The organism is Limosilactobacillus rudii, assembly GCF_014145455.1.
In the GTDB taxonomy this organism is placed as follows: Bacteria; Bacillota; Bacilli; order Lactobacillales; family Lactobacillaceae; genus Limosilactobacillus; species Limosilactobacillus rudii.
The window spans coordinates 200,172-225,837 of record NZ_JACIVB010000062.1; the positions used below are offsets into that span (position 1 = coordinate 200,172).

23 protein-coding genes are annotated in these 25,666 nt (G+C 38.6%); 19 read left to right on the top strand and 4 right to left on the bottom strand.

What is annotated here, in order from left to right; all coding sequences use genetic code 11:
* Positions 1-12: 12 nt before the first annotated feature.
* The 9 genes from H5S39_RS10340 (at position 13) to H5S39_RS10380 (ending at position 10,786) form a co-directional block, all read left to right on the top strand.
* On the top strand, positions 13-369 hold the full coding sequence (locus tag H5S39_RS10340) for a DUF6711 family protein (protein WP_079376042.1): 357 nt from the start codon (positions 13-15) through the stop codon (positions 367-369).
* Between the two features lie 15 nt (positions 370-384).
* Entirely contained in the window at positions 385-6,291 is a 5,907-nt protein-coding gene (locus tag H5S39_RS11680; RefSeq protein WP_231832833.1) for a peptidase, read from the top strand.
* Positions 6,284-6,469 (top strand): hypothetical protein, encoded by a 186-nt coding sequence (locus H5S39_RS10350; RefSeq protein ID WP_182595450.1) that lies wholly within the window; start codon positions 6,284-6,286, stop codon positions 6,467-6,469. Before H5S39_RS11680 ends, H5S39_RS10350 begins: the two co-directional genes overlap by 8 nt.
* Before the next feature lie 2 nt (positions 6,470-6,471).
* On the top strand, positions 6,472-6,726 hold the full coding sequence (locus H5S39_RS10355) for a hypothetical protein (protein WP_182595449.1): 255 nt from the start codon (positions 6,472-6,474) through the stop codon (positions 6,724-6,726).
* A gap of 122 nt (positions 6,727-6,848) precedes the next feature.
* Entirely contained in the window at positions 6,849-7,268 is a 420-nt protein-coding gene (locus H5S39_RS10360; protein WP_182595448.1) for a phage holin family protein, read from the top strand.
* Positions 7,252-7,725, top strand: coding sequence for a phage holin, LLH family (locus tag H5S39_RS10365; RefSeq protein ID WP_182595447.1), 474 nt, complete (start codon positions 7,252-7,254; stop codon positions 7,723-7,725). Before H5S39_RS10360 ends, H5S39_RS10365 begins: the two co-directional genes overlap by 17 nt.
* 1 nt (position 7,726) lies before the next feature.
* The gene (locus tag H5S39_RS10370) at positions 7,727-8,686 is read left to right on the top strand and encodes a GH25 family lysozyme (protein WP_182595446.1); all 960 of its coding nucleotides are present in this window, start codon (positions 7,727-7,729) and stop codon (positions 8,684-8,686) included.
* A gap of 931 nt (positions 8,687-9,617) precedes the next feature.
* A complete protein-coding gene (locus H5S39_RS10375; RefSeq protein ID WP_182595445.1) occupies positions 9,618-9,959 on the top strand; it encodes a MazG-like family protein in 342 nt (113 codons plus the stop codon).
* Positions 9,959-10,786 (top strand): exodeoxyribonuclease III, encoded by an 828-nt coding sequence (locus tag H5S39_RS10380; protein WP_182595444.1) that lies wholly within the window; start codon positions 9,959-9,961, stop codon positions 10,784-10,786. Before H5S39_RS10375 ends, H5S39_RS10380 begins: the two co-directional genes overlap by 1 nt.
* 46 nt (positions 10,787-10,832) lie before the next feature.
* On the opposite strand, the gene H5S39_RS10385 is transcribed toward H5S39_RS10380, so the two are convergent.
* Positions 10,833-11,312 carry a hypothetical protein gene (locus H5S39_RS10385; protein ID WP_182595443.1) on the bottom strand — a complete coding sequence of 160 codons (480 nt, stop codon included), beginning with the start codon at positions 11,310-11,312 and terminating at the stop codon, positions 10,833-10,835.
* Positions 11,313-11,495: 183 nt separating this feature from the next.
* Here H5S39_RS10385 and H5S39_RS10390 point away from each other — a divergent pair, with 183 nt between their 5' ends.
* A complete protein-coding gene (locus tag H5S39_RS10390) occupies positions 11,496-12,509 on the top strand; it encodes a LacI family DNA-binding transcriptional regulator (protein WP_182595442.1) in 1,014 nt (337 codons plus the stop codon).
* A gap of 162 nt (positions 12,510-12,671) precedes the next feature.
* Positions 12,672-14,588: a sugar MFS transporter gene (locus H5S39_RS10395; protein WP_182595441.1), complete on the top strand. Its 1,917-nt coding sequence runs from the start codon at positions 12,672-12,674 to the stop codon at positions 14,586-14,588.
* 46 nt (positions 14,589-14,634) lie between these two features.
* Here H5S39_RS10395 and H5S39_RS10400 read toward each other — a convergent pair whose 3' ends face one another.
* On the bottom strand, positions 14,635-15,615 hold the full coding sequence (locus H5S39_RS10400) for a polyprenyl synthetase family protein (protein WP_182595440.1): 981 nt from the start codon (positions 15,613-15,615) through the stop codon (positions 14,635-14,637).
* Positions 15,616-15,695: 80 nt separating this feature from the next.
* Here H5S39_RS10400 and H5S39_RS10405 point away from each other — a divergent pair, with 80 nt between their 5' ends.
* Complete coding sequence (locus tag H5S39_RS10405; RefSeq protein WP_182595439.1) at positions 15,696-16,607, top strand: prenyltransferase; 912 nt, start codon at positions 15,696-15,698, stop codon at positions 16,605-16,607.
* A gap of 128 nt (positions 16,608-16,735) precedes the next feature.
* Here the strand turns inward: H5S39_RS10405 and ubiE are convergent, their stop codons facing one another.
* Together ubiE and H5S39_RS10415 are read right to left on the bottom strand one after the other, a co-directional pair.
* Positions 16,736-17,437 (bottom strand): bifunctional demethylmenaquinone methyltransferase/2-methoxy-6-polyprenyl-1,4-benzoquinol methylase UbiE, encoded by a 702-nt coding sequence (ubiE, locus tag H5S39_RS10410; RefSeq protein ID WP_182595438.1) that lies wholly within the window; start codon positions 17,435-17,437, stop codon positions 16,736-16,738.
* A 21-nt stretch (positions 17,438-17,458) separates the two neighbouring features.
* A complete protein-coding gene (locus tag H5S39_RS10415; RefSeq protein WP_510610100.1) occupies positions 17,459-18,682 on the bottom strand; it encodes an MFS transporter in 1,224 nt (407 codons plus the stop codon).
* Positions 18,683-18,960: 278 nt separating this feature from the next.
* Here H5S39_RS10415 and H5S39_RS10420 point away from each other — a divergent pair, with 278 nt between their 5' ends.
* The 7 genes from H5S39_RS10420 to H5S39_RS10450 all read left to right on the top strand — a co-directional run bounded on the left by H5S39_RS10420 (position 18,961) and on the right by H5S39_RS10450 (position 25,181).
* A complete protein-coding gene (locus H5S39_RS10420) occupies positions 18,961-19,812 on the top strand; it encodes a metallophosphoesterase family protein (protein WP_182595436.1) in 852 nt (283 codons plus the stop codon).
* Between the two features lie 141 nt (positions 19,813-19,953).
* Positions 19,954-20,223, top strand: a complete 270-nt coding sequence (rpsN, locus tag H5S39_RS10425) for a 30S ribosomal protein S14 (RefSeq protein WP_003667006.1) — start codon at positions 19,954-19,956, stop codon at positions 20,221-20,223.
* A 290-nt stretch (positions 20,224-20,513) separates the two neighbouring features.
* Positions 20,514-21,206 (top strand): hypothetical protein, encoded by a 693-nt coding sequence (locus tag H5S39_RS10430; protein WP_182595435.1) that lies wholly within the window; start codon positions 20,514-20,516, stop codon positions 21,204-21,206.
* 68 nt (positions 21,207-21,274) lie between these two features.
* A complete protein-coding gene (gene sdaAB / locus H5S39_RS10435) occupies positions 21,275-21,937 on the top strand; it encodes an L-serine ammonia-lyase, iron-sulfur-dependent subunit beta (RefSeq protein WP_182595434.1) in 663 nt (220 codons plus the stop codon).
* A 17-nt stretch (positions 21,938-21,954) separates the two neighbouring features.
* Complete coding sequence (gene sdaAA / locus H5S39_RS10440; protein WP_182595433.1) at positions 21,955-22,836, top strand: L-serine ammonia-lyase, iron-sulfur-dependent, subunit alpha; 882 nt, start codon at positions 21,955-21,957, stop codon at positions 22,834-22,836.
* Positions 22,837-22,936: 100 nt separating this feature from the next.
* On the top strand, positions 22,937-23,500 hold the full coding sequence (ahpC, locus tag H5S39_RS10445) for an alkyl hydroperoxide reductase subunit C (RefSeq protein WP_182595432.1): 564 nt from the start codon (positions 22,937-22,939) through the stop codon (positions 23,498-23,500).
* 13 nt (positions 23,501-23,513) lie between these two features.
* Positions 23,514-25,181 (top strand): FAD-dependent oxidoreductase, encoded by a 1,668-nt coding sequence (locus H5S39_RS10450; RefSeq protein WP_182595431.1) that lies wholly within the window; start codon positions 23,514-23,516, stop codon positions 25,179-25,181.
* Positions 25,182-25,666: the final 485 nt, after the last annotated feature.

A 25,666-nucleotide genomic window follows, 5' to 3' on the forward strand; every position in this document is an offset into this window, starting at 1 on the left:
GGAGATGAATGTTTGTATTCTCTAAAAATTTCTGGGACAGTGGTTAATCCGGCTCCACAAACAATGCAAGTTGCTATTCAAGATATTGATGCAAAGGCGACCCGTGATGCGCAAGGGCTTTTACATCGTGATCGAGTAGCAACTAAAAGAAAAATAACATTAACTTTTGGTGCTTTAACAGTAGCCGAATGTTCAAAGATTCTAGATTCTGTTAAGGCTGAATTTTTTAGTGTTGAATATTTAGATCCAGTAGACGGGCAAGTTCGATCAGGGACGTTTTATGTTGGTGATCGGACAGCGCCCGTTTATTCATTTGTAGGATCATTACCGGTTTGGAAAGGTTTGTCTTTTGATCTGATTGAGCAATAAGGAGGTGATTAATTAGTGTTAACACAATCAAAAGAAGTTCAAAATGCTTGGCGAGCTTCACAGCGAACTTTGGATATTAAAGTTACGATTGATGGTAAAACATATGGTGCAACTGATGTTAATAGTTTGAAATATGATTCGGGAGCTTATAGCGGTGATACGTTTGCAATTGGGTCTACGTATTCAAATACAGTTCAGATTGAATTCTCTCACCTTATTGAGGGATTGAAGCTGGGAATGGAGGTTCATCCTAGCATTGGAATAAAAACATCTAGCGGTTATGTTTATGAACCGTTGGGCGTTTTTATTATCTCCAGTGAAATCAAGATGGACCGAAATAATAATCTTACGACTGTTAGTGCTAGTGATCGTTTCTGTGGCTTAGAGGGAACTTATGTATCTAAACTAACGTACCCAGCTAAAGTATTAGATGTCATTGCGGAGATCTGTGCTCAATCAGGTGTTAAGGCTAATACTGATGATTTAGCACGTCTTCTGCACCAAGCAGATTTGCCAGCTCCAATCACTGGTCAGAGCTACCGCAAAGCACTTGGCTGGATTGCTCAATTGTATGTTGGTTATGCTCTGTTTGATCGACAAGGTTTATTTACAATTCGGACAATTTCTGAACCAAACTATGAATTAGATCCTAGTCAATATGAACAAGCAGGACTAACGAAGAATGAAGCTGCCTATAAGATTAATGGTATTCAATGCCAAGTCACGCTTACCACTAAAACTCGTGATGGTGAGAGTACAGAGGAAACCAAGACTTATCAAGCTGGGGATACTACTGGTTCTCAAATCAAACTCGAAAATAATATCATGACACCAAAACGGCTCAATGATATTTGGGAGCAATTGAAAGACTTGACTTTTTACCCGTTTAGTCTGAATTGGTTCGGTAATCCTGCTGTTGAAGCGGGGGATTGGCTACGACTAGAAGATAAACAGGGAAATTCTTTTGTTGTTCCAAACAGTAGTTACACACTTGATTTTAATGGTGGGCTTTCTGCAACTTCAAAAGCTGATCAGACAACTTCTTCTGATCAAATGGTTCCTTGGCAAGGTAGTGTTGCTCAAACAATTAAAGAATTACAACTTAGAAGATTACCAGATGGGACGGTTGTGTTTCCGCCAAGCGTAACAGAACCACCAACCAACGCTAAGTTCAATGATGTTTGGTTTAGAAAGAACGGTAATGCTACTGAGTTGTGGGTCTTTGAAAAACAAGATGATGGTACTGGAAAGTGGGTAAGGAAAGATTTATCAGACGGTGAGATTAGAAAAATGGTTGAGCAAGCCCAATCTGACCTTAACCAAGCCAAAGCCGACATCATCACCAATAAGCAAAAAGCTGATACCGATATTGAAAATCTGAATAAGTCAATTGAAGATAATAAGAAGACTGCTGATGATAGCCTACAAAAGTTAAGCAACAGCATTACTAAGTTACAAGGTCAGTACGATAACAACATTGTTCCTGATTTAACCAAAGTGACTAACGATGTATCGGATGCTTTGCAGAAGTATATTTCAGCGCAAAATAGCATTGCCGATTTAACCAAGCAGGCTCAACAACAAGGCAAGAATATCGCTGATGTCACTAAGACGGTTGATGGCTTGAATATTAATTACGCTAACCTGCTAGGGGATGTTAATTCTACTAAGGTTGATGTAAAGGGCATTCAGACTACACTTGGCAATGCTAGTGGCGATATTGTCCAATTAAAGGCTACGACGCAGAACTTGCAAACATTATTAGCAGGTAAAGTTGATAATTCAACTTATACCAATTTTGTTAACCTGACTAATCAAGCATTACAGGCTAAGTTAACGGCTAGTGACTTAAACGGTTACGCTAAGACGGCTGATTTGCAGGCAACGGCTAATGGGTTGAAGTTGAACATTGATAGTGTCACCGATCGAATGAATAATTTGAAGATTGGCGGACGAAATTTAATTCCAAACAGTGAAACAGATATTGTGGTTGAATCGAAGACTACTGACCCATATCCAGAATGGGATAATAAGATTATTTTTAATAATCTTAAAAATAATACAACCTACACTTTTTCAGTTTCTGCTACTAATACTAATAATGTTCAACAAGCATCAGTAAGAATATACTGTGATAATTATAATGGTAAGTACGTAAATAAAGAGGTCAAGGCATGGTTCTGTAATGCTGATAGTAAACGTCATAGCTTTACATTCACTACGCCAGATGACGGGATTCCCTACCAAGTAAGATTATATGCAGGGCCAATGGGAACTGCTCAAGGTAAAAACTTTGCCACGACTTATCATCATCCACAATTAGAACTAGGAACAATTGCTTCGGATTATCGCCCAGCCCCAGAAGACACTGAACATAGCTTAAGTGAATTGTCAGCTCGTATTACTGCGACTAGTCAACAATTTAGTAGCTATTACACGAAGTCTGAGACTGACAATAAAACTAATTCTGCCAAAAATGATGCTATTAATTCGATTAAAAATGATGGCAATTGGCATGGATTAAGTAATATTCTTACCAATTCAGGCTTCTTGCAAAATGCTGATGGCTTTCTGCAGAAGGTGCAACAAACTACTATTCCGATGTTTAGTGGTGGTGGAATTAACTTAGTTCGAGGAACTAGTAACTCTTGGAGTGCCTCATGGACTAATCTTAATGGTGGAGAAAATCAGACTAAAGATATTGGTAAGTTTTATCTCAATGGATTAAATGCTGGTGATTGGGTAACTCTTCATATTAATTATCAATATCAAGATTTAACAGGGACTAATCCGCAAATATTAGTTCAAGCGAATGGTAATAAAACGGGTTGGAATTATGATGTACTGCCTGGAAGAAACTGGCAGAAACTTCAAACTACTTCTGGTTGGCATGGTGGTCATTTTGAATGGAGTTTTCAGATAAATAATGATGCGTTAAAAAATGATTATCTTAACTTACAGTTCCGAATTGATCGTGCTAAGGGTGGTTATATTCAATGGGTTAACTTGAAAGTCGAAAAGGGCAAGGTAGCTACTTCGTGGTCTCCTGCACCTAATGATTTAGCTACACAGTCTGCGTTTTCTGAATTATCGCAATCATTGGAAGGGTTGCGTTCAACAGTTGGTAGTAATTACGGTAATCTTCAATCCCAAATTAGCCAAAGCTCATCTGCTGTAAGAACAGACTTAATTAATAAAATTACGGGAGTTCAAAATCAATTTACTTCAACTGCCGATGGATTAAATGCTAAGATCGGCGCTATTCAGATTGGTGGGCGGAATTATTTAAGGAATTCCAATAAATCCATAACTGGATGGGGCCAAGACCTTGGAACAATTGGTAATGAAACGTTAAATGCATTAGCGGGTAAGACTATTACTGTATCAGTTGATGTTGAGTGGAGTAATTTCAAAAGCGACAGTAGTAAACAAAACCGTTTAGGGTTTGAACTAAGTGCTAAGGGAAGTGATGGCCATGATTATTGGCTTGGAGCCTGGAAAAATCCAACTACTTCAAAGGGAAGAGAACGAGTTTCTACTCAATACGCGTTACCAGCGGGAGTTACCTTTACGGTTATTAATAATAGTCACAGTGGTTACGTAAGTATTAACGGATCTGGTAAAGCAAGCCATGCAAAAATTGAAATCGGAAGTAAAATGACCGATTGGTCACCTGCACCCGAAGATACTGAGCAAGCTTTTAATGAAGTTAATGCAACTATTAATGGTCTAAAGTCCACAGTCTCCGGTAATTATGGTCAGCTTCAAAACACAATCACTCAAACTAACCAAACTACTAGAAATGAAATTACTGATAAAGTCAATAAGTTACAAAGTCAGATGACATTACAAGCTAATAACTTTAATGTTAACTTACAAAAAGCAACTGCCGGTGGCGGTGTAAATTTAGCCTATGGTACCAACAATGTTTCATTTAGTGGGACCTCTGGTCAAGATGGATATATCGGTGGATTAACTGTTGAAAAAGTTAATGAATTACGGGGGCAGACTATTACCATATCGGTTGATGTTGAGTGGAATGGTTGGCGTACGAGTAATAGTCAGCCTAACAATCGAATTGGCTGGGAAATGCAATTAAATTACAAAGATGGTTCATCGTCTGATTATCCAGGAGTGTGGTTAAGACCTACAACCGTTAATGGAAAACAAAGAATATATGCAACATCTACAATCCCTAATAAAGAGATTAAATCAATTGGCGAGAATCGAGGATACATTCAGATTGAATGTAATAATGCTAAAATTTCTAATCTAAAAATTGAAAAAGGTACAATTGCTACCCCATATACTGCCAATCCTTATGACATCTATATGAATCCTAATGTAACTACTAAAACTTATACCTCAGCACAGGATATTAATAATCTACGCACTGAAGGTAATTACATTATCAGAGCAATGAACAATCCTAATTCACCGATTGGTAACTGGCTAGTAGTTAATGTAAAAGGAACCGGCGATAGATTACGGCAAACTCTTTCCGCTGATAATGACCCTAATCTTAGTTATACCAGAACTTATAATGGTTCCTGGTCTGGCTGGCAACGGACTGTAACTGCTGGTAATATCATGGCTCAAATCAACATGTCCGCCGGCACGACCCTAATCCAGAACGATAAAATCTACATGGACGCTTCTTCAACGGTCTTTTCTGGTAATGCATTTATCCCTAGTGCAGCAATTACTTCACTAAATGCGGATAAGATTACCACCGGGACGTTGAATGCGGCGAACGTGAACATTATTAATCTGAATGCGAATAATATTACTGCTGGTACGTTAAGAGGAAGTAACGGTGAATTTTATCTGGATAGTGGTTCGCTTCATGTTTGGCAAGACAATCATAATGCTTGGATAGATCAAAATGGTATTCATGACTACGACAACAGCGGAAATAACGTTTGGATTAAAAAGGGTGGCGTCAGTGCTTATGGTAATGATTCCAGCGTAGATATTCGTGATGGTGAAATTCACCTCAACAAAAAAATGGGATTAACTGATAGAGTACTCTCTGCAGACTATGGAAGTATAACAAAAGCGGATAACGTTTTAGGATTTGGTACTAATGGATTAAGCCTTACCGGGACTGATGGTTTCCTCTTAAAAACTAATGGTTGGGAAAATGGAGTCCTCAGTCGTATGGCCGGCAATCCTATTGTTGGAAGTGGAATATCTGGCGATAAGCGTGGATTTATGCAGTTAGCAGCTAACAAACAGTTATTTTTATACGCCGGCTCACCTGTTTCTACTGGAAAGATTAATACTTTGCCACACCTTTTATTAGATGGGGCTTATAACAATAATGGAGAAACACAACTTTATGGTTCGTTTTCAAGCTATTGTTTTACAAGTCCCAATGGGACTCTTGCTGGAGGATTATCCATAGAAAATAATTCGGTGATGTTGCGAAGCTTAAACGGGGAAAACGGTTTTTTTGCGGATAGCAATAGTGCTACTTTAACGGCTGGTGATAAATACATTTCGGTTGGCGGTATATGGCCTGGAGTTAAAGGCGATTTTAACGTTAGTGGTAATTTATCTGTTTCTGGTTCTAAAAACGCCATTGTTCCAACTTCACGTGGTATGGCTGCCATCAATGCCTACGAAACAGCCGAATATTACTTCGGCGACATCGGAGAAGCTCAGACTAATAGTGATGGAATAATTACCGTGATGATTGATCCATTCTTCCTAGAAACTGTTAATACGGTAGTACCATATCAAGTCTTTTTAACATCTTATGGTGACGCTAATGTCTGGATTACTTCACGGTCTGCAAATTGTTTTGTTGTGAAATCAAGTAAACCTAATATTCACTTTGCCTGGGAAATTAAGGCCAAGCGTAAAGGATACGAAAACGATCGAATGGAAATAGTAAAAGGAGTTAATCAAAATGAATAATACAAATAATATCGATATGAATTTAGTAGCGCAAAGCCTTAATCAAAAACTTATGGTGGCTAACTATACAGCAGCATCATGGGAAGCTAAGGCAACCCAATTGGAACAAGAAAATAATCAATTAAAGTCACAACTAGAAGAACTCAAGAAGCAAAAGGATGGAAAGGAAGCTAAGTAATTATGTTAGAAACAACTAAAGCAATCACCTTAACTGGTAAGTCAACCGTTAATAATCAAGTAGTCGCTAACTTCACTGCTAATGTATATAACGATGATGCGGGTAGTGATAGTTTCAATACGTTTATCGCTAATAAGGAACTTTATGACGCTAATAAGAAAGTAGTTCGTAAAGACAGCCAGGACTTCCAAAATCTAATGTATGAAGCACAAGATGAAATTGCAGATAGTACTAAAGACACTGAAAAGACTGAATAATTAATTAACTGTCGCCATAGAAATACACAATACATAAATAAGCGTACGAAAAAGCGTTAAAAAATCTAACGCAATCGTACGCTTTTCTTATGGGCGGCTTTGATTAGGGGGAATAAATACTAATGCACTTATTAATGGCAACACCACCGCCACCATACCATCAAGTATATTTGCAACATTTTCAAGGAATGGAAGATAACCGTCTAATTTGGCTATTTGTCTGGGTGATAATCATTGATATCATTACAGGATTTGCTAAAAGCATTGTTACTCATCATACAACTTCACGTAAGGGTACTACTGGTTTAATTAAACATGGTGTACTGCTTCTGATTATGCTGACTTTGTATCCAATGCTAGACGCGAACGGTATGAATTCGGCGGCGGACACTTTTGTTAGCTTCTATTGTTTATTCTACAGTGTTTCTATTATTGAAAACTTAGGCCAGATGGGAGTACCGTTCCCGAGTTGGATAAAGAAATATATCTATAAGTTAAGTGATGATTATAAGGAGAATATGAGACATGAAAATCGCAAATGATGTGATTAATTGGATTTTTCAATCTGGGCTGCTTATATGGCTCTTTTGTTTTACCTTTTCATTTGGCAAGCCTTGGATTGAAAATAAGATTAAACATGCGAAAACAGTACAGCAAAAAGAAGCATGGACCTTGCTTGAACAAGTGGCTATGACTGTGGTTAATTCACTTGTTGGTAAAGATATGAGTGGAGAAAAGAAGCTTATTACAGCGTCTACTCAGGTACAAGCTTATCTTGCTAGCAAAGGTATCAACATTGATATGAAGCAAGTACAAGCAGCAGTCCAAGCGGCTTATGAATTATCGGAAGCGACTGGTAAATCACGTTCGTACCTTGACTCTGACAATATTTCTTTTGCAAAAGGCGCTTTTATTCCTAACGATAAGATTAAAGATATAAAAGCAGAGGAACTGACAACAGGCAAAGTAGAAACTACCGACAACAAGGAGGAAAAGTAATATGACAGTATATGGAACTGCACTGGACTTAGCTAGCTTTCAAAGCCACTTAACAGTTAATGATTACAAAAACATTGGTGCTGATTATGCTATCGTCAAGACAACCGAAAGTACAAACTATGTTAACCCATATATCCGTTCATTGATTGATCGTAGTGCTGGCGGCGGAGTTAAAGGTTTTGCTTTCTACCACTTTGGCCGCTTCCATAACGATGCTCAAGCAGTAGCCGAAGCTAACTACTTTATTGCTAACTCAAAGGCACAAGCTAACGTTCAACCTGGTACGTTGATGATCTTGGATGCGGAAATTTCCAACATGCCAACGTCATCAGTAAATGTATTCCTTGACACTGTACGGAATGCTGGTTTCCATACAGGCTTCTACACTTATAAATACTTATTGCCTAACTTTGGTTTAGAATCAATTCATCAACACATGGACATGTTCTGGTTAGCGGCTTATCCGTTAGCTAATGGTAAGCCAGCTGGAAAGAATCCAGACTTCAATTACTTCCCATCAGCAAACTATGTTGATATGTGGCAACATACCGATAACTTACTTGGCTATAACGTTGATGGTTCAGTTATTTTAACTGATAATGCCATTAAGCTGTTTAATCCAAGTGATGCAGCTAAGCCAGAACCGAATAAACCAATTGAACAAGAAAAGCCAGTCATTAAGACTGAATTACCTTCTAACCACTGGGTAGATGATTTAGGTGATCGTTGGTTTGCAGAAAGTGGAACATTTATTACTAGCACTGCAATCAACTTGCGGTGGGGTGCAAAGGCTAATAGTGCTTTGATTGCAATATTACCAGCCAACAGTGAAGTTAAGTATGACGCTTGGTCACGCCACGATGGATATGTATGGCTACGTCAACCACGACCAAATAATCAATATGGTTATCTTGTTTGTCGTGATGCGAATAATAATCAGCCGCTTGGAACATTTAAATAAGAATTAACCCTAGCGGTTGTTACATTTTCTGTAACTACCACTAGGGCTTTTTGTTATATAATAAAAAAACAGCGATAGCAAAACTACCGCTGAAATAACATCTTGCACACCTCCTATATTGGAACAAAATGGGTTTTAACCAAGCAGTTCCTCAATTAGGCGTTTAAGAGCCTTTTTAATTGCAACTTTTACGGAATGTAGCAGTTGCTTAACGAGCCTATTCGGCACGATCAAAACAATCAGAAATATACTGACGTTCAAAGGAGACACCTCCTTCTGCACAACTGAAGCTGGTTAGACTTCACCAAGTGCAAAAATAATTGTATCATACTTATGTTGTCATTTGCTTTTTAAATGTTATAATATATTTGTCAAAACAATTGAAATATACACCGAGTGCATAATGGAATCAGTTGGTTACTTGTTCCGTACCGGTAAACTGAGCGCCTAATAAGCGCTCTTTTTAGTTTTTAAATGATACAATACATATAAATGAGTGGTTCAATATTAAAACGGCATCTCTTATGTGAGGGGTGCCGTTAAGCATAATCTTGTTAGCAGAATGTTAGCAGAAATTTGGACTTTTAGTTAATATTAAATGAACACTTAATGGTTTTCTTCCTATTTAAATAGGAATATAGATATTTGATGAATATGTGCTGAATATTCATTGAATAACACGGTTAACTTCGTGAACGTACTGGTAAGGCTACTCGTATCGCTGAACGTCGCCGCGATAACTAGTAGTGTGGAGCCCTTGTGTATCAAGGGTTCTTTTTATTTTTAAATTCATTATTGGAACTAAAAAGGAGCATAAAAAATGCTCTGATATGGTAGGTTTTTGGTAAATTATTGTCAGAAATTCATTGCTCGTTTTTCTCTTTTACCTTATAGTAAAAATAGTGTAGAAATCGGTAGCTGAGGTGAGCTAATGAAAAATTATGAAGAATTATTTCAAAAAATAATAGCGTGGGCCCGCGAGCGAAAAATTGATCAGGCTGACCCACGAGTTGAATTTATGAAAATGACTGAAGAATTAGGTGAGCTGTCTGGAGCATATAACAAAGAAAACCGTGCAAAATTAATTGATAGCATTGGTGACCTTCAAATTGCATTGTTAATATTTTGTAAGTTGGTCGGGGTAGATCATTATCAGGCAATGACATCAGCCTATCATGAAATTGCTCAACGAACAGGAATGACAACTGACGATGGGGTCTTTATAAAGAAAAAAGATTTAAAAATGATTAATGATGAAAAGAGGAAGTCATAATGAAGTTTATCTCATGGAATATTGATTCAATTAATGCGGCATTAACAGGAACTTCAGTCCGTGCGGGCGAGACAAGGGAAGTCTTAAAGAAAATTGCTGCGAAGGACCCAGATGTAATTGCAATTCAAGAAACAAAGTTGTCTAAGAATGGACCAACAAAAAAGCACTTAGCAGTTCTTCAAGAGCTATTTCCTGATTATGAGGTTGCTTGGCGGAGTTCAGTTGAGCCAGCCCGTAAAGGATATGCAGGGACAATGTACTTATACCAAAAGCAATATGAGCCAATTGTTACCTATCCGCAGATTGGGGCACCAGAACCGATGGATGATGAAGGACGAATTATTACTCTCGAATTTCCAACCTTCTTTGTAACAGAGGTGTACACACCAAATTCAGGAAACGGGTTAAAGCGGCTTGATGAACGGCAAGTATGGGATGATTGTTATCGGAAATATTTACAAGGTCTTGACCAACAAAAGCCAGTTATCGCTAGTGGAGACTTTAATGTTGCGCATGAAGAAATTGACCTTGCTCACCCAGCTAACAATCATCATTCGGCTGGCTTTACTAATGAGGAACGCGAACACTTTACGAAGTTATTAGCTGCTGGTTTCACCGATAGTTTTCGTCACCTTCATCCAGATGAAAAGGGGGCTTATTCTTGGTGGGCACAACGAGTAATCACAAGTAAGCAAAATAATTCGGGCTGGAGAATCGATTACTGGTTGGTAAGTAACCGCTTAGCCGATAAGATTAAGTCTTCAGAGATGATTGATAGTGGTGAACGTCGTGACCATACGCCGATTGAATTAGATATTGATTTATAAAAATAAAGAGATTATGAACCAACTTGGCGATTCATAATCTCTTATTTTATTTATTCCAAATGATGTGACGAGTGTCGTTATTAGCGCTATGACCAATAACGTGTCCGTTAAGGTAAATGGTTGTTTTGCATCCCTTTTGAATATCCTTTTCAGATAACTTCTTTAAATCGTTGTCAGCAAGAGTGCCATAAACACCATTTTGTAAATTTTGAACTAATAATGATCGACGAGCTTTAGGCAATTGATAGATATCATCATTTACATCAATTTTAATTTTATTGTCACGAGTATAGGTAATATCTTTAATACATGAAAAGCCCTTAAAAGTCTTATCATTTTGTTCATATTGCTGGCAATTGCCAAGGTAGTCTGCAATATAACGGTTAGCTAAATCATTCTTTTCCTTAGTCATTTCCGCAGCGTAAGCGATTGTCGATGGTTGAAAAAGATTAGTAGTTAGTCCGGCGCTTGTACCAACGGTGATTCCTGTAATAGCAAGTACTAGACCCTTTGAAATTTTACGCATGGTCTAAATCTCCTCATATATATAAATATAACATCTTCAATTATGCGCATTTTGCAGAAAATAAACAAGTATAAAGAATGAATTTTATTCTTTAAAAGACCTATTCAATCAAGGTAGTTTTTTTCTTCTTTGCAAAAGTAGTATAATATTTACTAAATCCATTACTAAAAGAGGTGAAATAATTTGGCAACAATTAAAGAAATTGCGGCAAAATCTGGTTATTCACCGGCAACAGTGTCACGGTTATTAAATAATGACCAAAATTTATCAATTAGCCCTGCGACTCGTAATAAGATCATGACAGTGGCTAATGAACTAGGTTATTGGAATAATCGTCAAAAGCGTGATAAAAATCCTATTCGGCCTAATATTGCTCTATTATATCGTGTTAGTGGTAAAGAACAGCTCCAAGATGAGTATTTTACTTCTTTACGCGACAAAATTATTGAAGAAACAGATAAGGCTGGGTTACAAATTGAAGTTTTTAATAGTATTAATAGTTTAATTGCAGCAGCAAAATCGTTTCAAGGCTTTATCGGCGTAGGGGCAGATCGCGTGACGTACGACCAATTAGTTAAATTACATCAACATTTGCCTAATGGCGTTTTTGCTGATATTAATCCTACTCCACGGCTATTTGATTCAGTTCAACCAAATCTTGAATTAACAATTCAGGATGCGATTCAGCGGTTAATTAAAGCTGAGTATCACCGAATTGGTTTTATTGGTGGGACAGGGTTAAAGCTTGATAATATTCAACAACCAGATGCACGGGAAATTGCTTTTCGTGAGTTTACTAGTCTTCAAGACGTTACAGAAGCACCGATGTTTGTTAAGGGACCATTTAATGTTAAAAATGGTTATCAGCTTGGTAAAAAGGTAATTGAGCAAGGTAAAGAGAGGCTCCCCGAAGCCTTTATTATTGCTTCAGATACTTTGAGTGTAGGCGTTCTTCAAGCATTTAATGAAGCTGGCATCCTCATCCCCCGTGATGCAGTAGTGATAAGTATTAACAATAGTGAGATTGCGCGGTACGTTTCACCACCATTAACGTCCTACAATATTAACCAGCAGACGCTTAGCCGAATGGCAATTGAGCTTCTTCAAGATTTAATAATTCATCCTGATCGGCCTCATGTCCACTTGAAGGTAAATACCAATATTATTTACCGCAAAAGTTTTCCAAATACTAATTAGCTAACAATCACTTGCTAAATCTAGGTTTAAGTGATGTTAGCTTTTTTATTTTCTTTTTAGTAATGCATTTACTTTTTAAATAAATATTTACTAAATAAAAATAAAAGATTATAATATCTTTGTAAGCGATTACAGAAATGCAAATATTTGGAGGATTTAAATATGGCAGGAAGTCATAAGCTCACTGAGAATCAAATAGTATCTCGAGCAGCATTTTGTTTTGGTAACGTTGGCCATTCGGCATTCTATGGGGTGATGAGTACCTATTTTATTATCTTTGTAACTAGTGGAATGTTTAGTGGCTTGCCAAAAGCAATTTCGACAAAGTTAATTGGCTTGATTACGGGGTTAATTGTTGGGGTGCGGATTCTTGAATTATTGGTTGACCCGTTATTAGGAAATATCGTTGATAATACGAAGTCACGGTGGGGAAAATTCAAGCCCTGGATAATGATCGGCAATATTGTTAGTGTGATTTTACTCTTGGTTTTATTTACTGGCATCTTTGGGTTAGCAAAATACAATTGGGTTTTATTTGCGATTTTGTTTGTTATTATTTTTATTGCCTTTGATGTTTTCTATTCTTTGTCTGATGTATCTTATTGGGGAATGGTGCCAGCGATTAGTGAGGATTCTGCTGAACGTGGGATTTATACTTCACTTGGTGCCTTTGCAGGAACAATTGGGTGGAACGGGATAACAATTATCGTTGTCCCCATCGTTACTTACTTCACTTTTCTTTCAACGGGCAAATATGAGGAGGGTCCCATTGGGTGGCTTGCTTTTGCGGCGGTTGTATCAATTGTCGCCTTGCTTAGTGCGTTTGCTGTATGTGCAGGGACTGAAGAGAAGCATAATATAATTCGTAACTCCGCTCAGGATAAAACAACGATTAAAGAAGTTTTTTCTGCTATTTTTCATAATGATCAAATTTTATGGCCAAGTTTGGCATACCTGTTATATTCTTGTGCCAATGTCATCACCAATGGGGTTCTTTTTTACCTCTATAAGTTTGTTATCGGTAAGCCTAGTGAGTTTTGGATTGTTGGGGTTATTGCTACAATTGTTGCTTTTTGTACTAATCCGCTGTTTCCTATCTTAAATAAGTTTATTCCACGGAAATGGTTATTTATCGGCGGGCAGGTTTCCATGGCTGTGGCCTACATCATTTTTATCTTTTTCCGGTCGAATATACTTGTAATGGACCTTGGCCTAATCCTTTTTAACGTTAACTTTGCCCAATTAGTTACTGTCCTTACCTTAACTGACGCAATTGAATACGGACAATTAAAGTCTGGACAACGGAATGAAGCGGTTGTGCTTGCTGTGCGGCCAATGATTGATAAATTAACTGGGGCAATTTCAAATGGGTTAGTCGGTTATATTGCGATTGCCGCTGGGATGAATGGTAGCGCTACTGCGGCTGATATGACTAATCATGATATCCGCACGTTTGATGGTATGGCTTTCTATATTCCGCTCGTATTAGCAGTCTTATCTATCTTTGTTTTTCTTCTTAAGGTTAAACTAAGTGAACGAAAGCATGCCGAAGTAGTTGAAGAATTGAAGGATAAACTTGCTAATGGTGACCAAGCTGACGCAGAGGTTTCATCAGAAACTAAAGAGGAAATAATTTACGCACCAGTTGATGGCCAATTAATGGCAATGACAGACGTTGTTGATAGTGATGGTAAACCATTTCCTGGGAAGGGATTTGCCATTAAGCCGTCATCAAATAAGTTGTACGCACCATTTGACGGGCAAATCAATTTTACCTTTGGAACACGTCATGCGTTTGGAATCACCTCGGCTAATGGCTTAGAGCTAATTGTTCATATTGGAGTTGGCACCGTTAAGATGCGCGGTGAAGGCCTTAATGCCCATTATATTGATGGTCAACAGGTAAAGAAAGGACAGCTCCTCTTTGATTTTGATCGCGACCTTATTAAGCAAGAGGGACACCAAGACTGGGTAATTACTTTCTTCGCTCAACCGCATGATATTGATCAGGTTTCAGCCTTTACTCCGGGACAAGGAGTTAAGCACGGCGATGAAGTAATAACGGTTGAATTTAAATAGATAAGGTTAAAATAAAAAGGCTCCTGAGAAATTTCTCAGCAGTCTTTTAATTTACCCTTGTTAATAATTTTTGTGCTAATTTAGCTAATAATCTTTTTGATTTTGAATTTGGCAATGCTTGGATTTCTTCATGGGCTTTTTTCGTAAACTTTTCAGCAATTTGCTGTGCTTCTTGAACGCCTCCATATTGAATTACTAGGCGCTGGACTTTTTCCATGTCAGCGATTGTCATTTGCCGGCGTTTGTCGAGTAACGGTTGAAGCTCATCACGATGATTTTGAAGGGTTAGCAGTAATGGGAGGGAGTAAACACCAGTTGCAAGGTCTTCGAGAACGGGTTTATTGAGGTGTTTGTCACCAGAATAATCTAAAATATCATCAAGAATTTGGAAACTAATTCCAATATTTTGCCCAATGCGTTTAGCTAGGGCAGTTGTCCGTCGTGATGTTTGCCCAAAGTAAGCTCCTTCTTCGGCAGCGAGGCTAAAGAGTGCCGCTGTTTTACCGTTAACGTTACGGTAATAGTCGAGTAGTGACTGGTTAAGATCAAAGCGATTAGCCATTTGTCCTAATTCACCTGTTAAAATTTTTCGCATTGTTTGAGCGTTACGAGCAAGATAAGGGGTTGTCCTCATCGTTTCAACTAGTAAGCTGAAAAAAATAGTGAAGAGAAAATCACCACTATAGACAGCGGTATCTTTTCCAAAAGCTGACTGGATACTAACCGCTCCTCGTCTCTTAGGCGAATCATCAATGATATCGTCATGGATGAGGGTGGCCATGTGGAGGATTTCAAGGGATGCAGCGATCTTAATAAGCTGGTTGCGCTCCTCAGATTGCTTATTATTAATATCAGCAAATAATAAAAAGAAAGCTGGACGTAAATATTTTCCACCATTAGAGGCCATCTGTTGGAGAGCATTGTTGAGAGAAGAATTGTTAATAGTTATCCGGCTATTGATAATTTGGTTTACTTCATTAAGTGCACGATCAATTGCTGGATAAGCATGGAAAAAATGTTGTTTCATTAATCGATAATTCCTTTGTTATGGTGTACCATTTATATTGTACCGAATATCTAACAAATTATGAAAGGAAAATTTACTAAATGTCATTAAATGTTTTTTTAGAATTGGTAGAAATTAAGGCCAAAACTGCTAGTATTTTACCGATGCTACTAGGGGTCTGTCTTAGTGTATACTATTTTCATTCCTTAAGTATAGTAAATTCCATTCTTTTTTTTATTGCCATGCTGCTGTTTAATATGGCTGTTGACATGATGGATAACTATAATGATTATAATCATGCGGTGGATACAGTTGATTATAAGCAAAATACCAATATTATTGGTCGGGAAAACATATCGCCACGGTTAGTATTAGGGTTACTGCTGGCTTTTAGTACTGTTGCTGGCTTAATTGGAATTTACTTGGTAACAATTGTTGGCTTGCCGCTCTTATGGATGGGAATTTTTTGCTTTGCTGTTGGGATCTTTTATTCGTCGGGGCCGTTTCCCTTATCCGGGTTACCGGTTGGTGAATTTGCTTCTGGATTTACGATGGGTTTTATGATCGTTTTAATTTCAGTCTATATTAATGCGTTTCAACAGTTTGCATGGACATGGACCAATATTGGTGTTGTCTTTCTAGTTGCCTTGCCGGATGAGTTATGGATTTCTAATTTACTATTAGCTAATAATATCTGTGATGCGGGGGAGGATGAAGATAATCATCGTCATACGATAATTCACTTTATTGGGCAGCGTAATGGGTTGTATTCATTTGCCATTAAGAACGTTCTAGCATTTCTAGCAATTATTTTTTCCGCAATCCTTCACCTTGCACCGTGGACGGTATTATTAACATTATTCATTATTCCATTTGTTATTAAGCAAACCCGGTTATTATTTGCAAAGCAAGTCAAAAAAGAAACTTTTCCTTGTGCGATTAAAATCTTGTTTATTGGTTCGTTGGTGCAGGTAGTAACTTATGCAATTGGGTTACTTTTTAGGATATCTTAATATTATTCGTAAAAAAGAGCATGGTAGAAGATAGCTTCTTTTTCACGCTCTTGCAAATACAGTGAGCTCCAGTGTTGCCGATACACTGGAGCTCATTTCAGTTTTGATAATATAAACTGCTCTTCATTTTATTTATCACCAAAGTGCAGAGCAGCTGCGCCAAAGTTTAATGGCTGGTAATGGACTTTCCTAAAGCCGACCGCCCTCATCATTCTGGCTAATTGATGGGCAGAAACAAACTGCTGACTGGTTTTCTTTAAGTATTGGTAGTCTTTAAAATGGCCGCCAGCTAGTGATGCCATGACAGGGAAAGCCGTAAAGTATGCCTTCCAGCCTAATTTAATTATCGGATTAGTTGGTTGTGACATTTCAAGGCTAACGAATTGCCCGCCTGGTTTTAATACCCGGTAAATCTCACTAAGGGCTTGGTCGGCATCGGGAACATTCCGTAACCCGAAGCCAATTGTAACAATATCAAAGCTATTGTCATCAAATGGTAACTTCATGGCGTCCCCTTGAATTAAGAAGAGGTTACCAATTGACTTTGTCTTTTCAAATGCTAATTCCAGCATCTTTTGATTGAAATCTAATCCAGTAACTCGGCCACGGGGAATTCGTTTAGCTAACTCAATTGTCAGGTCGCCAGTGCCGCAACAAACGTCAAGAGCGTTGGCATGTGGATTAATCGTTAATTGATTAAAAAGAGTTTTTCGCCATAATTTCTGGGTTCCAAGACTGATGACGTTATTTAAAAGATCGTAATTGGGAGCTACTCGTGAAAACAAGGCATTAACCTGGTGTTCATTTAATAATTTATTTGTTTGAACCATAATTTTTTCTCTTTCTTTTAATTATTCTGCAAGTGTTTTCTTTGGTTTAACAAGCATTACTAAGATAAAGTTAATAAGAAGTGTTAAGCCGGTGATGATAAAGACCATTTGGTAACTGGAAATTCCTGAAATAAATGAGCCTAAAATTGATCCAAGAACTGCTCCAGCTGCTTGGAAGGACTGGTTGTAACTGAATATCCGTCCAAATGCTTCGGTTGGTACATCTAACGTTAAGACTGTCTGGGTGGCTGGCATTAAGGCAGCGTTTGCTAACCCGAGAAGGAAACGCCAAAATGCCAGTGCCCATGGCGAGTGAGTGAAGGTCATGGGGATAAAAAGAATAAAGGCAGTCATTATACCAATTCGTAAAACTTTTTCCGGGCCAATGCGATCCATTGTATGACCAACTTTAGAAGCGGCAATCATCGTTCCTAGTCCAGGGGTAGCAGCAACAATCCCGGCAACCAGTGCTATATTTCCGTGACCATCCATGAGCTGCCGGACATATAAACTAATGATGGGGTCGATAGACATTGTCGAAGAAGTAACAATCATCGTAGTTAAAAACATTACAATGATTAACGGTGGGTTTTCTAGGTTATGCATAATTTCTCTCATTGGCTTCATCGCTTCTTTTTTAATGGGCATGAAATGTTCAACCGTTAAAAACCATGTGCTGAGAAATACACAGAACATGAGGAATCCGGTAATAAAGAATGGAATTCGGTAGCCAAAAGCACCGGATAATACACCGCCGAGTAATGGACCAACGAGGTTACCTGCTACCCCGGCAGTTGTCATTGCTGACATCACCCAACCGGAGCGACTATGGGGAGTTTCTCCGGCCATCATCGCTGTAGCATTATTGATATATCCAGAAAAGACTCCTTGCAAAAAGCGCATTCCAATAATCATCCAAACGTTTTGGGCAAATCCAATTGAAAAAATAGTCAAAGCCATTACGCCAGAAGCACGCATACACATTAATTTTCGTCCCTTACGGTCAGCTAGGCTGCCCCAAAACGGGGATACAATTGCCTGGCTAATGAAAGTAACTCCAAAGGCAAGTCCAGAGTAGATATTTAGTTGAAAGCGGGTAAAATTACCAAGTTCGGCAATAAAGAGGGAAATAAATGGCATTGTCATTGAATACCCCATTCCCGTAATAAATGCTCCTAACCAAAGGGTGTAAAAAGTTCGATGCCACCCACGAGGAAAATTACCGTTTTCGACTTCTGAATCCATATAAATTATCATCTCCTGAGTTAGTTTGGATAAATAAAACCTTATTATAACAAAAAAATTAATTGTTTACTTTTGGTCGAACAATAATGGGAAAATTAGTTCTTACTTTAAATAAAATGAGACGCTACTGTCACTGCATAGAAGTATTAATTCAAGTTTCAGCCGGTAATTAAAAAACTACTAGAGGCTGTACCAAGAAATAAAGTCATAAAATAGTTTAGCACTTCTTAGCAAAACTCTGCTATATTATTAAGGGAATAGGAAGGGGGATCTTGCCCGTGAGAAAGAGAATTGCGGTATTTTCAGATATACATGGTAATCTAAGCGCACTTCAAGCAATGTATCAAGATAGTATTAAGCAGCACGCGGAAGAATACTGGTTTATTGGTGATTTATTAATGCCTGGTCCAAGTGTTGAAGCGATCTGGGATATTTTTCAAAAAATGAATCCCACGGTAGTTGTCCGTGGTAATTGGGATGACCTTGTTGTTCGGGGAGCCCGCGGGATGATGGATATGGAGCGTCCATCGCATATTTATTTTGCCCGGCTGGCGCAATACGTTGCTGAACATGTGTCACCCACGGTAATTAATACGATTGCAAGCTGGCCGTTACATGTCACAAAACGAGTTGGTGCTTTAAATTTTGGGGTTTCCCATAATTTGCCATGGCTTAATATGGGGCAGGCCCTGTTTCCAACTCAGGAAACTGCAAACTTTGACAAGCTTTTTAACATTGCTGGTGAACCTGTCGATGTTGCAATTTATGCTCATGTTCATCATGACCTCTTACGTTATGCTAGCGATGAACGCGTGATACTAAACCCAGGAGCAGTTGGGGAGCCATTTAATCACTGGCAACCGCTGCAGCGCGATTTACGTGCCCATTATTTGATGCTTGAAGTAGATGAAACCGGGCTAGCAGAAACAAGTTTCCGCCATGTTTCGTATAATCGGGAACGAGAAAAAGAAATTGCTGCGCAGAGTGATGTCCCTTACAAGGAGCTTTATCAAAAAATGATGGTAACCGGTCGTGCTTATACTCATGATGATGAACTATTAACAAAATATAATAAGCAGTTTAATTACGCGGATGAGTATCGGAATTACGCCAAGAAAATTAATAGTTAAGGAAAAATAAAAGTCAAGGCATATTTCTTGTATTTTTTGTAAGTATCAGTGATAATAATATAATGAAAAGAATTCGCAGATGTTTTAATTAATAAGTAGTAATGGTCGATAAAGTTTATAAATTAAAAGGAGAACTACTGAATGGCAAAAAAATCAAAAATTGCTAAATTACATCACCAAGAAGCTTTAGTTAAGAAGTATGCTGAAAAACGGAAAGAATTAAAGGCCAAGGGCGATTATATTGGCCTCTCAAAACTACCTCGTAATTCAAGTGCGGTTCGTCTTCACAATCGGGATCGCTATGATGGTCGTCCACATGCTTATATGCGTAAATTTGGAATGTCACGAATTAAATTCCGTGAACTTGCACATAAGGGTCAGATTCCTGGCGTTCGCAAAGCAAGTTGGTAATAATGTTATTAAGCTAAGGGCAGAGAAAGCGAAAAAAATCTCTGTCCTTATTTTTTATGAATGAATATTGGTATAATATCGAAATAGTATATCGATAAAGATCGGTTGCCAATTAACTAATTTATCGCTAACTTTTATATGCTGAAAGCTAAATATTAGGCAAAAATAATCAGTTTTGACACTAAAAAATTAATAATCTTACAAAAAAATCGATTTTTTCGCGTCGTTTGGTGTCAATAACTGCTATACTATGATTAGTATGACGAGTAAAATCGGGCGGTGGAAATCTAATGAATGAAAAAGTAGTTTTTGATCAACTGAATAAGGATGTTGCTGATCAAGCACGAGTAAGGCAGACATATAAGTACTTTAATGGTACGGATCGCTCTAAAGGGCTTTATGATGAAGCTATTAGGATGGGTGAAGATGTCCTTAAAGAACATAAAGAAGGACATGATGAACCGCAGGCGATGGTTGATCTGGTTGATCAAGCAATTTATAACTCGCGAAAAGCGTTAAATGGTCAACATACTGATAAGCATTCATTACAGATGCAACTATCACGAGCTGGACAATTCTTGCGTAGTCAGGAATTTACCGGTCTTCCTATCAAGACTCAGCAGTATTGGGAACGAGAGATTGCTGCAGCTCATAATATTGATGTTGCCTCTAATACTGACCAAGCATTAGCAAATAAGACGGCGATTAAAGTTGCGACGATGTTTGATACAATGGAGCAGATGCGACCACAATTGGTTAAAGAGGCAGCTCAGCAACGTGCAGCACGGGCAAAGAAAGCAATTGCGGCTCGTAAAGAAGCAGAAAAAGAACGGAAAAAGCGCGAAGCAGTCCTTGCTAAACAAAAGGCACTTGCTGAAAAGGCGGCACGAGAACATAAGAATAAGAAGGAAACCAATAAGAAAAAGTCTGGTGGATTACATGGCTTTTGGTCATTTCTTGGTTTTCATAAAAAGCAAAAATAATTATAATAGGGAGTTGAAGACAAGCCTGTCCTACTCCTTTTTAATTTTAAACTTTACGAGGATAAATTATGAGCAATAAATATAAGAGTGTTTTTGATATCATCGGGCCAATTATGATTGGACCATCAAGCTCCCATACAGCAGGGGCGGTTCAAATAGGTCGAATTGCCAATAAGCTGTTTGGTAAAATCCCACCCAAAGTAACTGTTCATTATTATGGTTCCTTTGCTCAAACCCATCGTGGACATGGGACTGATTATGCAATTGCAGCTGGAATTTTAGGCTTTTTACCGCATGACTCACGAGTGCCACTTGCACCGCAGATTGCCCGGAAGCAGGGAGTTGACTTACGCTTTGTTGAAGAAAATGGTGACAGTCCAATTCACCATCCTAATACTGCGGTACTAGTAATGACAGATGATAATAAACAGATTAGGGTAGCTGGTTGTTCAATTGGGGGCGGCGCAGTTGAAATTCGTGAAATTAACTTGGAAGGCGTTGAAATTTTACCTGCCGGACCATTGCCAATTGTAATTTTTCGTGATTATAGCAAGAAAATGGCTAATGCACTGGCGATTAATAATGATTTAGAAGATAAGGCCCCTTTTACCAGGCGGCAGGTATTGCGTGCGTCAAATTGTGATATTTATGTTTATGATATTCAAAATAAAATGCAACCAGCAACTATTGCGTACTTTGAAGAAAAATATCCTAATGTAATATGCCTGTAGAAAATGGAGAATTAACGATGTATGAGAGTGTAAGAGAATTAGTGAGTGCTGCAGAAAATCGTAAAAAGCCGTTGTCAGAGTTAATAATAGCAATGGAATGTCATGATTCAGGAGTAAGCCGTGATAAAGTATGGCAGCGTATGCAGGTAAACTTACAGACAATGCGCCAGGCAATCAAGCATGGCGAAAGTGGTAAAGGAGCCTATTCGCCAACTGGGTTAACCGGTGGGGAAGCAATCAAGATAAAGAAGTATCGGCAAAGCGGCAAATCACTAGCAGGGGATGCAATGATGGCGGCCGTTGAAAATGCGATCGCAACGAATGAAGTTAATGCGGCAATGGGGGTAGTGTGTGCGACTCCTACGGCTGGTTCATCAGGTACCTTACCGGGAACGCTATTTATGTTAGAAAAACGGTTAAATTTAACAGAAGAACAAATGATTCGCTTCCTGTTTACTGCCGGTGGTTTTGGATTAATTATTGCCAATCACGCGGGAATCGCAGGAGCAACTGGTGGCTGTCAAGAAGAAGTTGGCTCGGCTTCAGCAATGGCGGCTGCGGCTGCTGTTGAGGCAGCTGGTGGAACTCCTGAACAGAGTAGTCAAGCGTTAGCAATTGCATTAAGCAACCTGTTAGGATTAGTTTGTGATCCAATTGCGGGACTTGTTGAAATCCCATGTGTTAAACGGAATGCAATTGGTGCTGGTAATGCATTAATCGCTGCAGACTTGGCACTAGCGGGATGTGTGAGCAAAATCCCGGCTGATGAATGTATTATGGCACTAGACCGTGTTGGCCGTTCGATGCCAACAGAATTACGCGAAACCGGAATTGGCGGGTTAGCGGGCACGCCAACTGGTCAGGCAATCAAGACGCGTATTTTTGGCAAACCGATCTAAAGCTTTTTAGAATAATTCTAATAAAACCCTTGCAAGTTTAAATGAAAGGTTTATACTGTAGATGTAGTTAAGAATGATTCTAATTAAGGAGAGGATATATATGAATTTTGTTGGACACGAGATTGAAGACTTTAAGGTAAATGCTTATCAAGATGGTGAAACAACTGAAGTATCAAAGAAGGATGTTTTAGGTAAGTGGAGTATTTTCTTCTTCTACCCAGCAGATTTTTCATTTGTTTGTCCTACTGAATTAGAGGCATTACAAGATAAGTACGAAGAATTTAAGCAAGCCAACGCTGACATTTATTCTGTTTCAGAAGATACTGAATTTGTTCATAAGGCATGGGCTGAAGCTTCTGAAAAGATTGGTAAAATTAAGTACCACATGTTAGCGGACCCAGCAGGTAAGCTTGCCCGGATGTTTGATGTTCTTGATGAAGATGCTGGTCAAGCATACCGTGGTGTATTTATCGTTGATCCTGATGGTATTATCCAATCATATACTATTAACAACATGGGAATTGGTCGGAGCGCTGATGAGATTTTGCGGACTCTTCAAGCAGCCCAATTTGTTCGTGAACATGGTGACCGCGTATGCCCAGCTAACTGGAAGCCTGGTCAAGATTCAATTAAACCAAGCCTTGACTTAGTTGGTAAACTTTAATCTGGTGATTTAGATGGCAGAGCAACATTTATATGATTTAATTGTTGTCGGTGCTGGTCCAGCGGGGTTGTCTGCCGGCTTATATGCTGGTCGGGCTACCCTTGATACCCTCATTATCGAAGGAGATACAGTTGGCGGACAAGTAACAACGACCTCCGTAGTATATAATTATCCAGCTGTTGAAAAGATTGATGGTACTCAGCTGATGAACCAGATGCAAAAACAAGTTACGGATTTTGGGGTCGCAATTAAGCATGATAAAATTCAAGCATTTGACCTTGACGGCGAGATCAAGAAGCTGACAGGTAAGAGTGGGCAGGAATATCATGCGCGCAGTGTGATTATTGCCACCGGTGCTAATCCAAGAAAAGTTGGTTTCCCTGGTGAAAACGAATTTCGTGGACGGGGAATTGCTTATTGTTCAACCTGTGACGGTGAATTATTTACAGGATTACAAGTCTTTGTTGTTGGTGGCGGATATGCGGCCGCCGAAGAAGCAGATTACCTAAGTCGTTTCGCTAAGCATGTAACGGTTATCGTTCGTGGTGATCGTTTCAAGTGTCCGGTATTGACGGCTAAGCGTGCTATTGATAATCCCAAAGTAAGTGTTGAGTATAATACGGAAGTTAAGAAAGTTGACGGGGATGATTACCTTACTACTGCTACTTTCATTAACAACAAGACCGGTAAGGAAACCGTGTATCATGTCGATGACGGTGATCAAACCTTTGGCATGTTTATCTATGTTGGTACCCAGCCAGCAACTAAGTCACTAACAGGAATCCTTGATTTAGATGATCGTGGTTACATTAAGACTGATGAAGATGGTCAAACTAATATTAAGGGTATTTATGCTGCCGGTGATGTTATCCATAAGAACCTTCGTCAAATTGTAACAGCGGCTTCTGACGGGGCAGTAGCAGCAACAGCAGCCGAGCGGTATATAATGCTTCAAAAGGAACGACAAGGAGTACCAATTCACGCTGATACGGATAAGCAGCCTACCCAGCCTGTCGGACAAACTAGTAATCTTGATCAGCAGGAGGTTGCGGCCCCTCATGAGGGTAATTGGTTGCCGGCTGAAATTGACCAACAGTTGAAGCCGATTTTTGCACGGTTAACTAAGGATGTTCAGCTACAGGTCTTAACTAACGGCACCCAACTTAGCGATCAATTGGTTAGTTTTGTAAATGAATTTGCCGCGCTTGATAAGCATCTTCATTTCGAAAGTAAGCCAGCACCTGCAGATATTCAATACTTACCGCAATTACGTTTAATTGATGCGGCAGGAAATGATACGGGACTCCATTATGCTGGAATCCCAACAGGTCACGAATTAAATTCACTCGTGCTGGGGGTATACAATGTTGCGGGTCCTGGTCAGACGATTGCCCCAGACATGGTTGAACGAATTAAGCAATTACCAGCTACGAATATTCGGATTGGTGTATCGCTAACTTGTCACTTTTGTCCAGATGTAGTTGCCGCTTGTCAGCGGATGGCTTCACTAAACCCTGGCATCACGGCAACAATGATTGATTTACAGCATTTTCCTGATTTACGTAAGGAAAAGAAAATCATGAGCGTTCCCGCAACAATGATTGGTGATGATCCCGTTATTTTTGGGAGCCAGTCATTAGATGAATTAGTGGCAGCTGTTGAGAAGCACCATCAAAAATAAATGTTTATCGTGAGAAGATCCTAAAGCGAGGGTCTTCTTTTTTATTTAAAGGCAATAAGTAAAATAATTAATAAATAAAATTAAGCAAGGTTGAGCAACGAATAATAACAGCGCCACATATAGAAGTAAACATATATCAATTGATAAAACAGCCTAATATAAATTTTACTGGCCAATACATGAAATAGTTATCATTTGTTGAATAAGAAAATAAATCTAAATTTTTTGATAATTTTTCTAAAAAGTTTTATTTATCAAGGTTAAGGGAACCTTCAATCCCATTAATTGCTGAAAAAAGGCGAAAAGTTTTAATTATATATTGATATTTATTCAAATCCTGATATTCTATAAATGTAGATAAGTTATATATAATTTATCACATGGTAATTATAAGATAACAATGCTGAGAGCAAAGGTTTATTGCAATGACTTAACACTTATGCAATGCTTGCTTAATTACTTACAGCAATACTCGATGCATTGTA

Coding starts and splice junctions, on each gene's coding strand:
- H5S39_RS10350 (WP_182595450.1), top strand. CDS start 6,284: ATGAATAATACAAATAATATCGATATGAATTTAGTAGCGCAAAGCCTT.
- H5S39_RS10355 (WP_182595449.1), top strand. CDS start 6,472: ATGTTAGAAACAACTAAAGCAATCACCTTAACTGGTAAGTCAACCGTT.
- H5S39_RS10360 (WP_182595448.1), top strand. CDS start 6,849: ATGCACTTATTAATGGCAACACCACCGCCACCATACCATCAAGTATAT.
- H5S39_RS10365 (WP_182595447.1), top strand. CDS start 7,252: ATGAAAATCGCAAATGATGTGATTAATTGGATTTTTCAATCTGGGCTG.
- H5S39_RS10370 (WP_182595446.1), top strand. CDS start 7,727: ATGACAGTATATGGAACTGCACTGGACTTAGCTAGCTTTCAAAGCCAC.
- H5S39_RS10375 (WP_182595445.1), top strand. CDS start 9,618: ATGAAAAATTATGAAGAATTATTTCAAAAAATAATAGCGTGGGCCCGC.
- H5S39_RS10380 (WP_182595444.1), top strand. CDS start 9,959: ATGAAGTTTATCTCATGGAATATTGATTCAATTAATGCGGCATTAACA.
- H5S39_RS10385 (WP_182595443.1), bottom strand. CDS start 11,312: ATGCGTAAAATTTCAAAGGGTCTAGTACTTGCTATTACAGGAATCACC.
- H5S39_RS10395 (WP_182595441.1), top strand. CDS start 12,672: ATGGCAGGAAGTCATAAGCTCACTGAGAATCAAATAGTATCTCGAGCA.
- H5S39_RS10400 (WP_182595440.1), bottom strand. CDS start 15,615: ATGAAACAACATTTTTTCCATGCTTATCCAGCAATTGATCGTGCACTT.
- H5S39_RS10405 (WP_182595439.1), top strand. CDS start 15,696: ATGTCATTAAATGTTTTTTTAGAATTGGTAGAAATTAAGGCCAAAACT.
- ubiE (WP_182595438.1), bottom strand. CDS start 17,437: ATGGTTCAAACAAATAAATTATTAAATGAACACCAGGTTAATGCCTTG.
- H5S39_RS10415 (WP_510610100.1), bottom strand. CDS start 18,682: ATGGATTCAGAAGTCGAAAACGGTAATTTTCCTCGTGGGTGGCATCGA.
- rpsN (WP_003667006.1), top strand. CDS start 19,954: ATGGCAAAAAAATCAAAAATTGCTAAATTACATCACCAAGAAGCTTTA.
- H5S39_RS10430 (WP_182595435.1), top strand. CDS start 20,514: ATGAATGAAAAAGTAGTTTTTGATCAACTGAATAAGGATGTTGCTGAT.
- sdaAB (WP_182595434.1), top strand. CDS start 21,275: ATGAGCAATAAATATAAGAGTGTTTTTGATATCATCGGGCCAATTATG.
- sdaAA (WP_182595433.1), top strand. CDS start 21,955: ATGTATGAGAGTGTAAGAGAATTAGTGAGTGCTGCAGAAAATCGTAAA.
- ahpC (WP_182595432.1), top strand. CDS start 22,937: ATGAATTTTGTTGGACACGAGATTGAAGACTTTAAGGTAAATGCTTAT.
- H5S39_RS10450 (WP_182595431.1), top strand. CDS start 23,514: ATGGCAGAGCAACATTTATATGATTTAATTGTTGTCGGTGCTGGTCCA.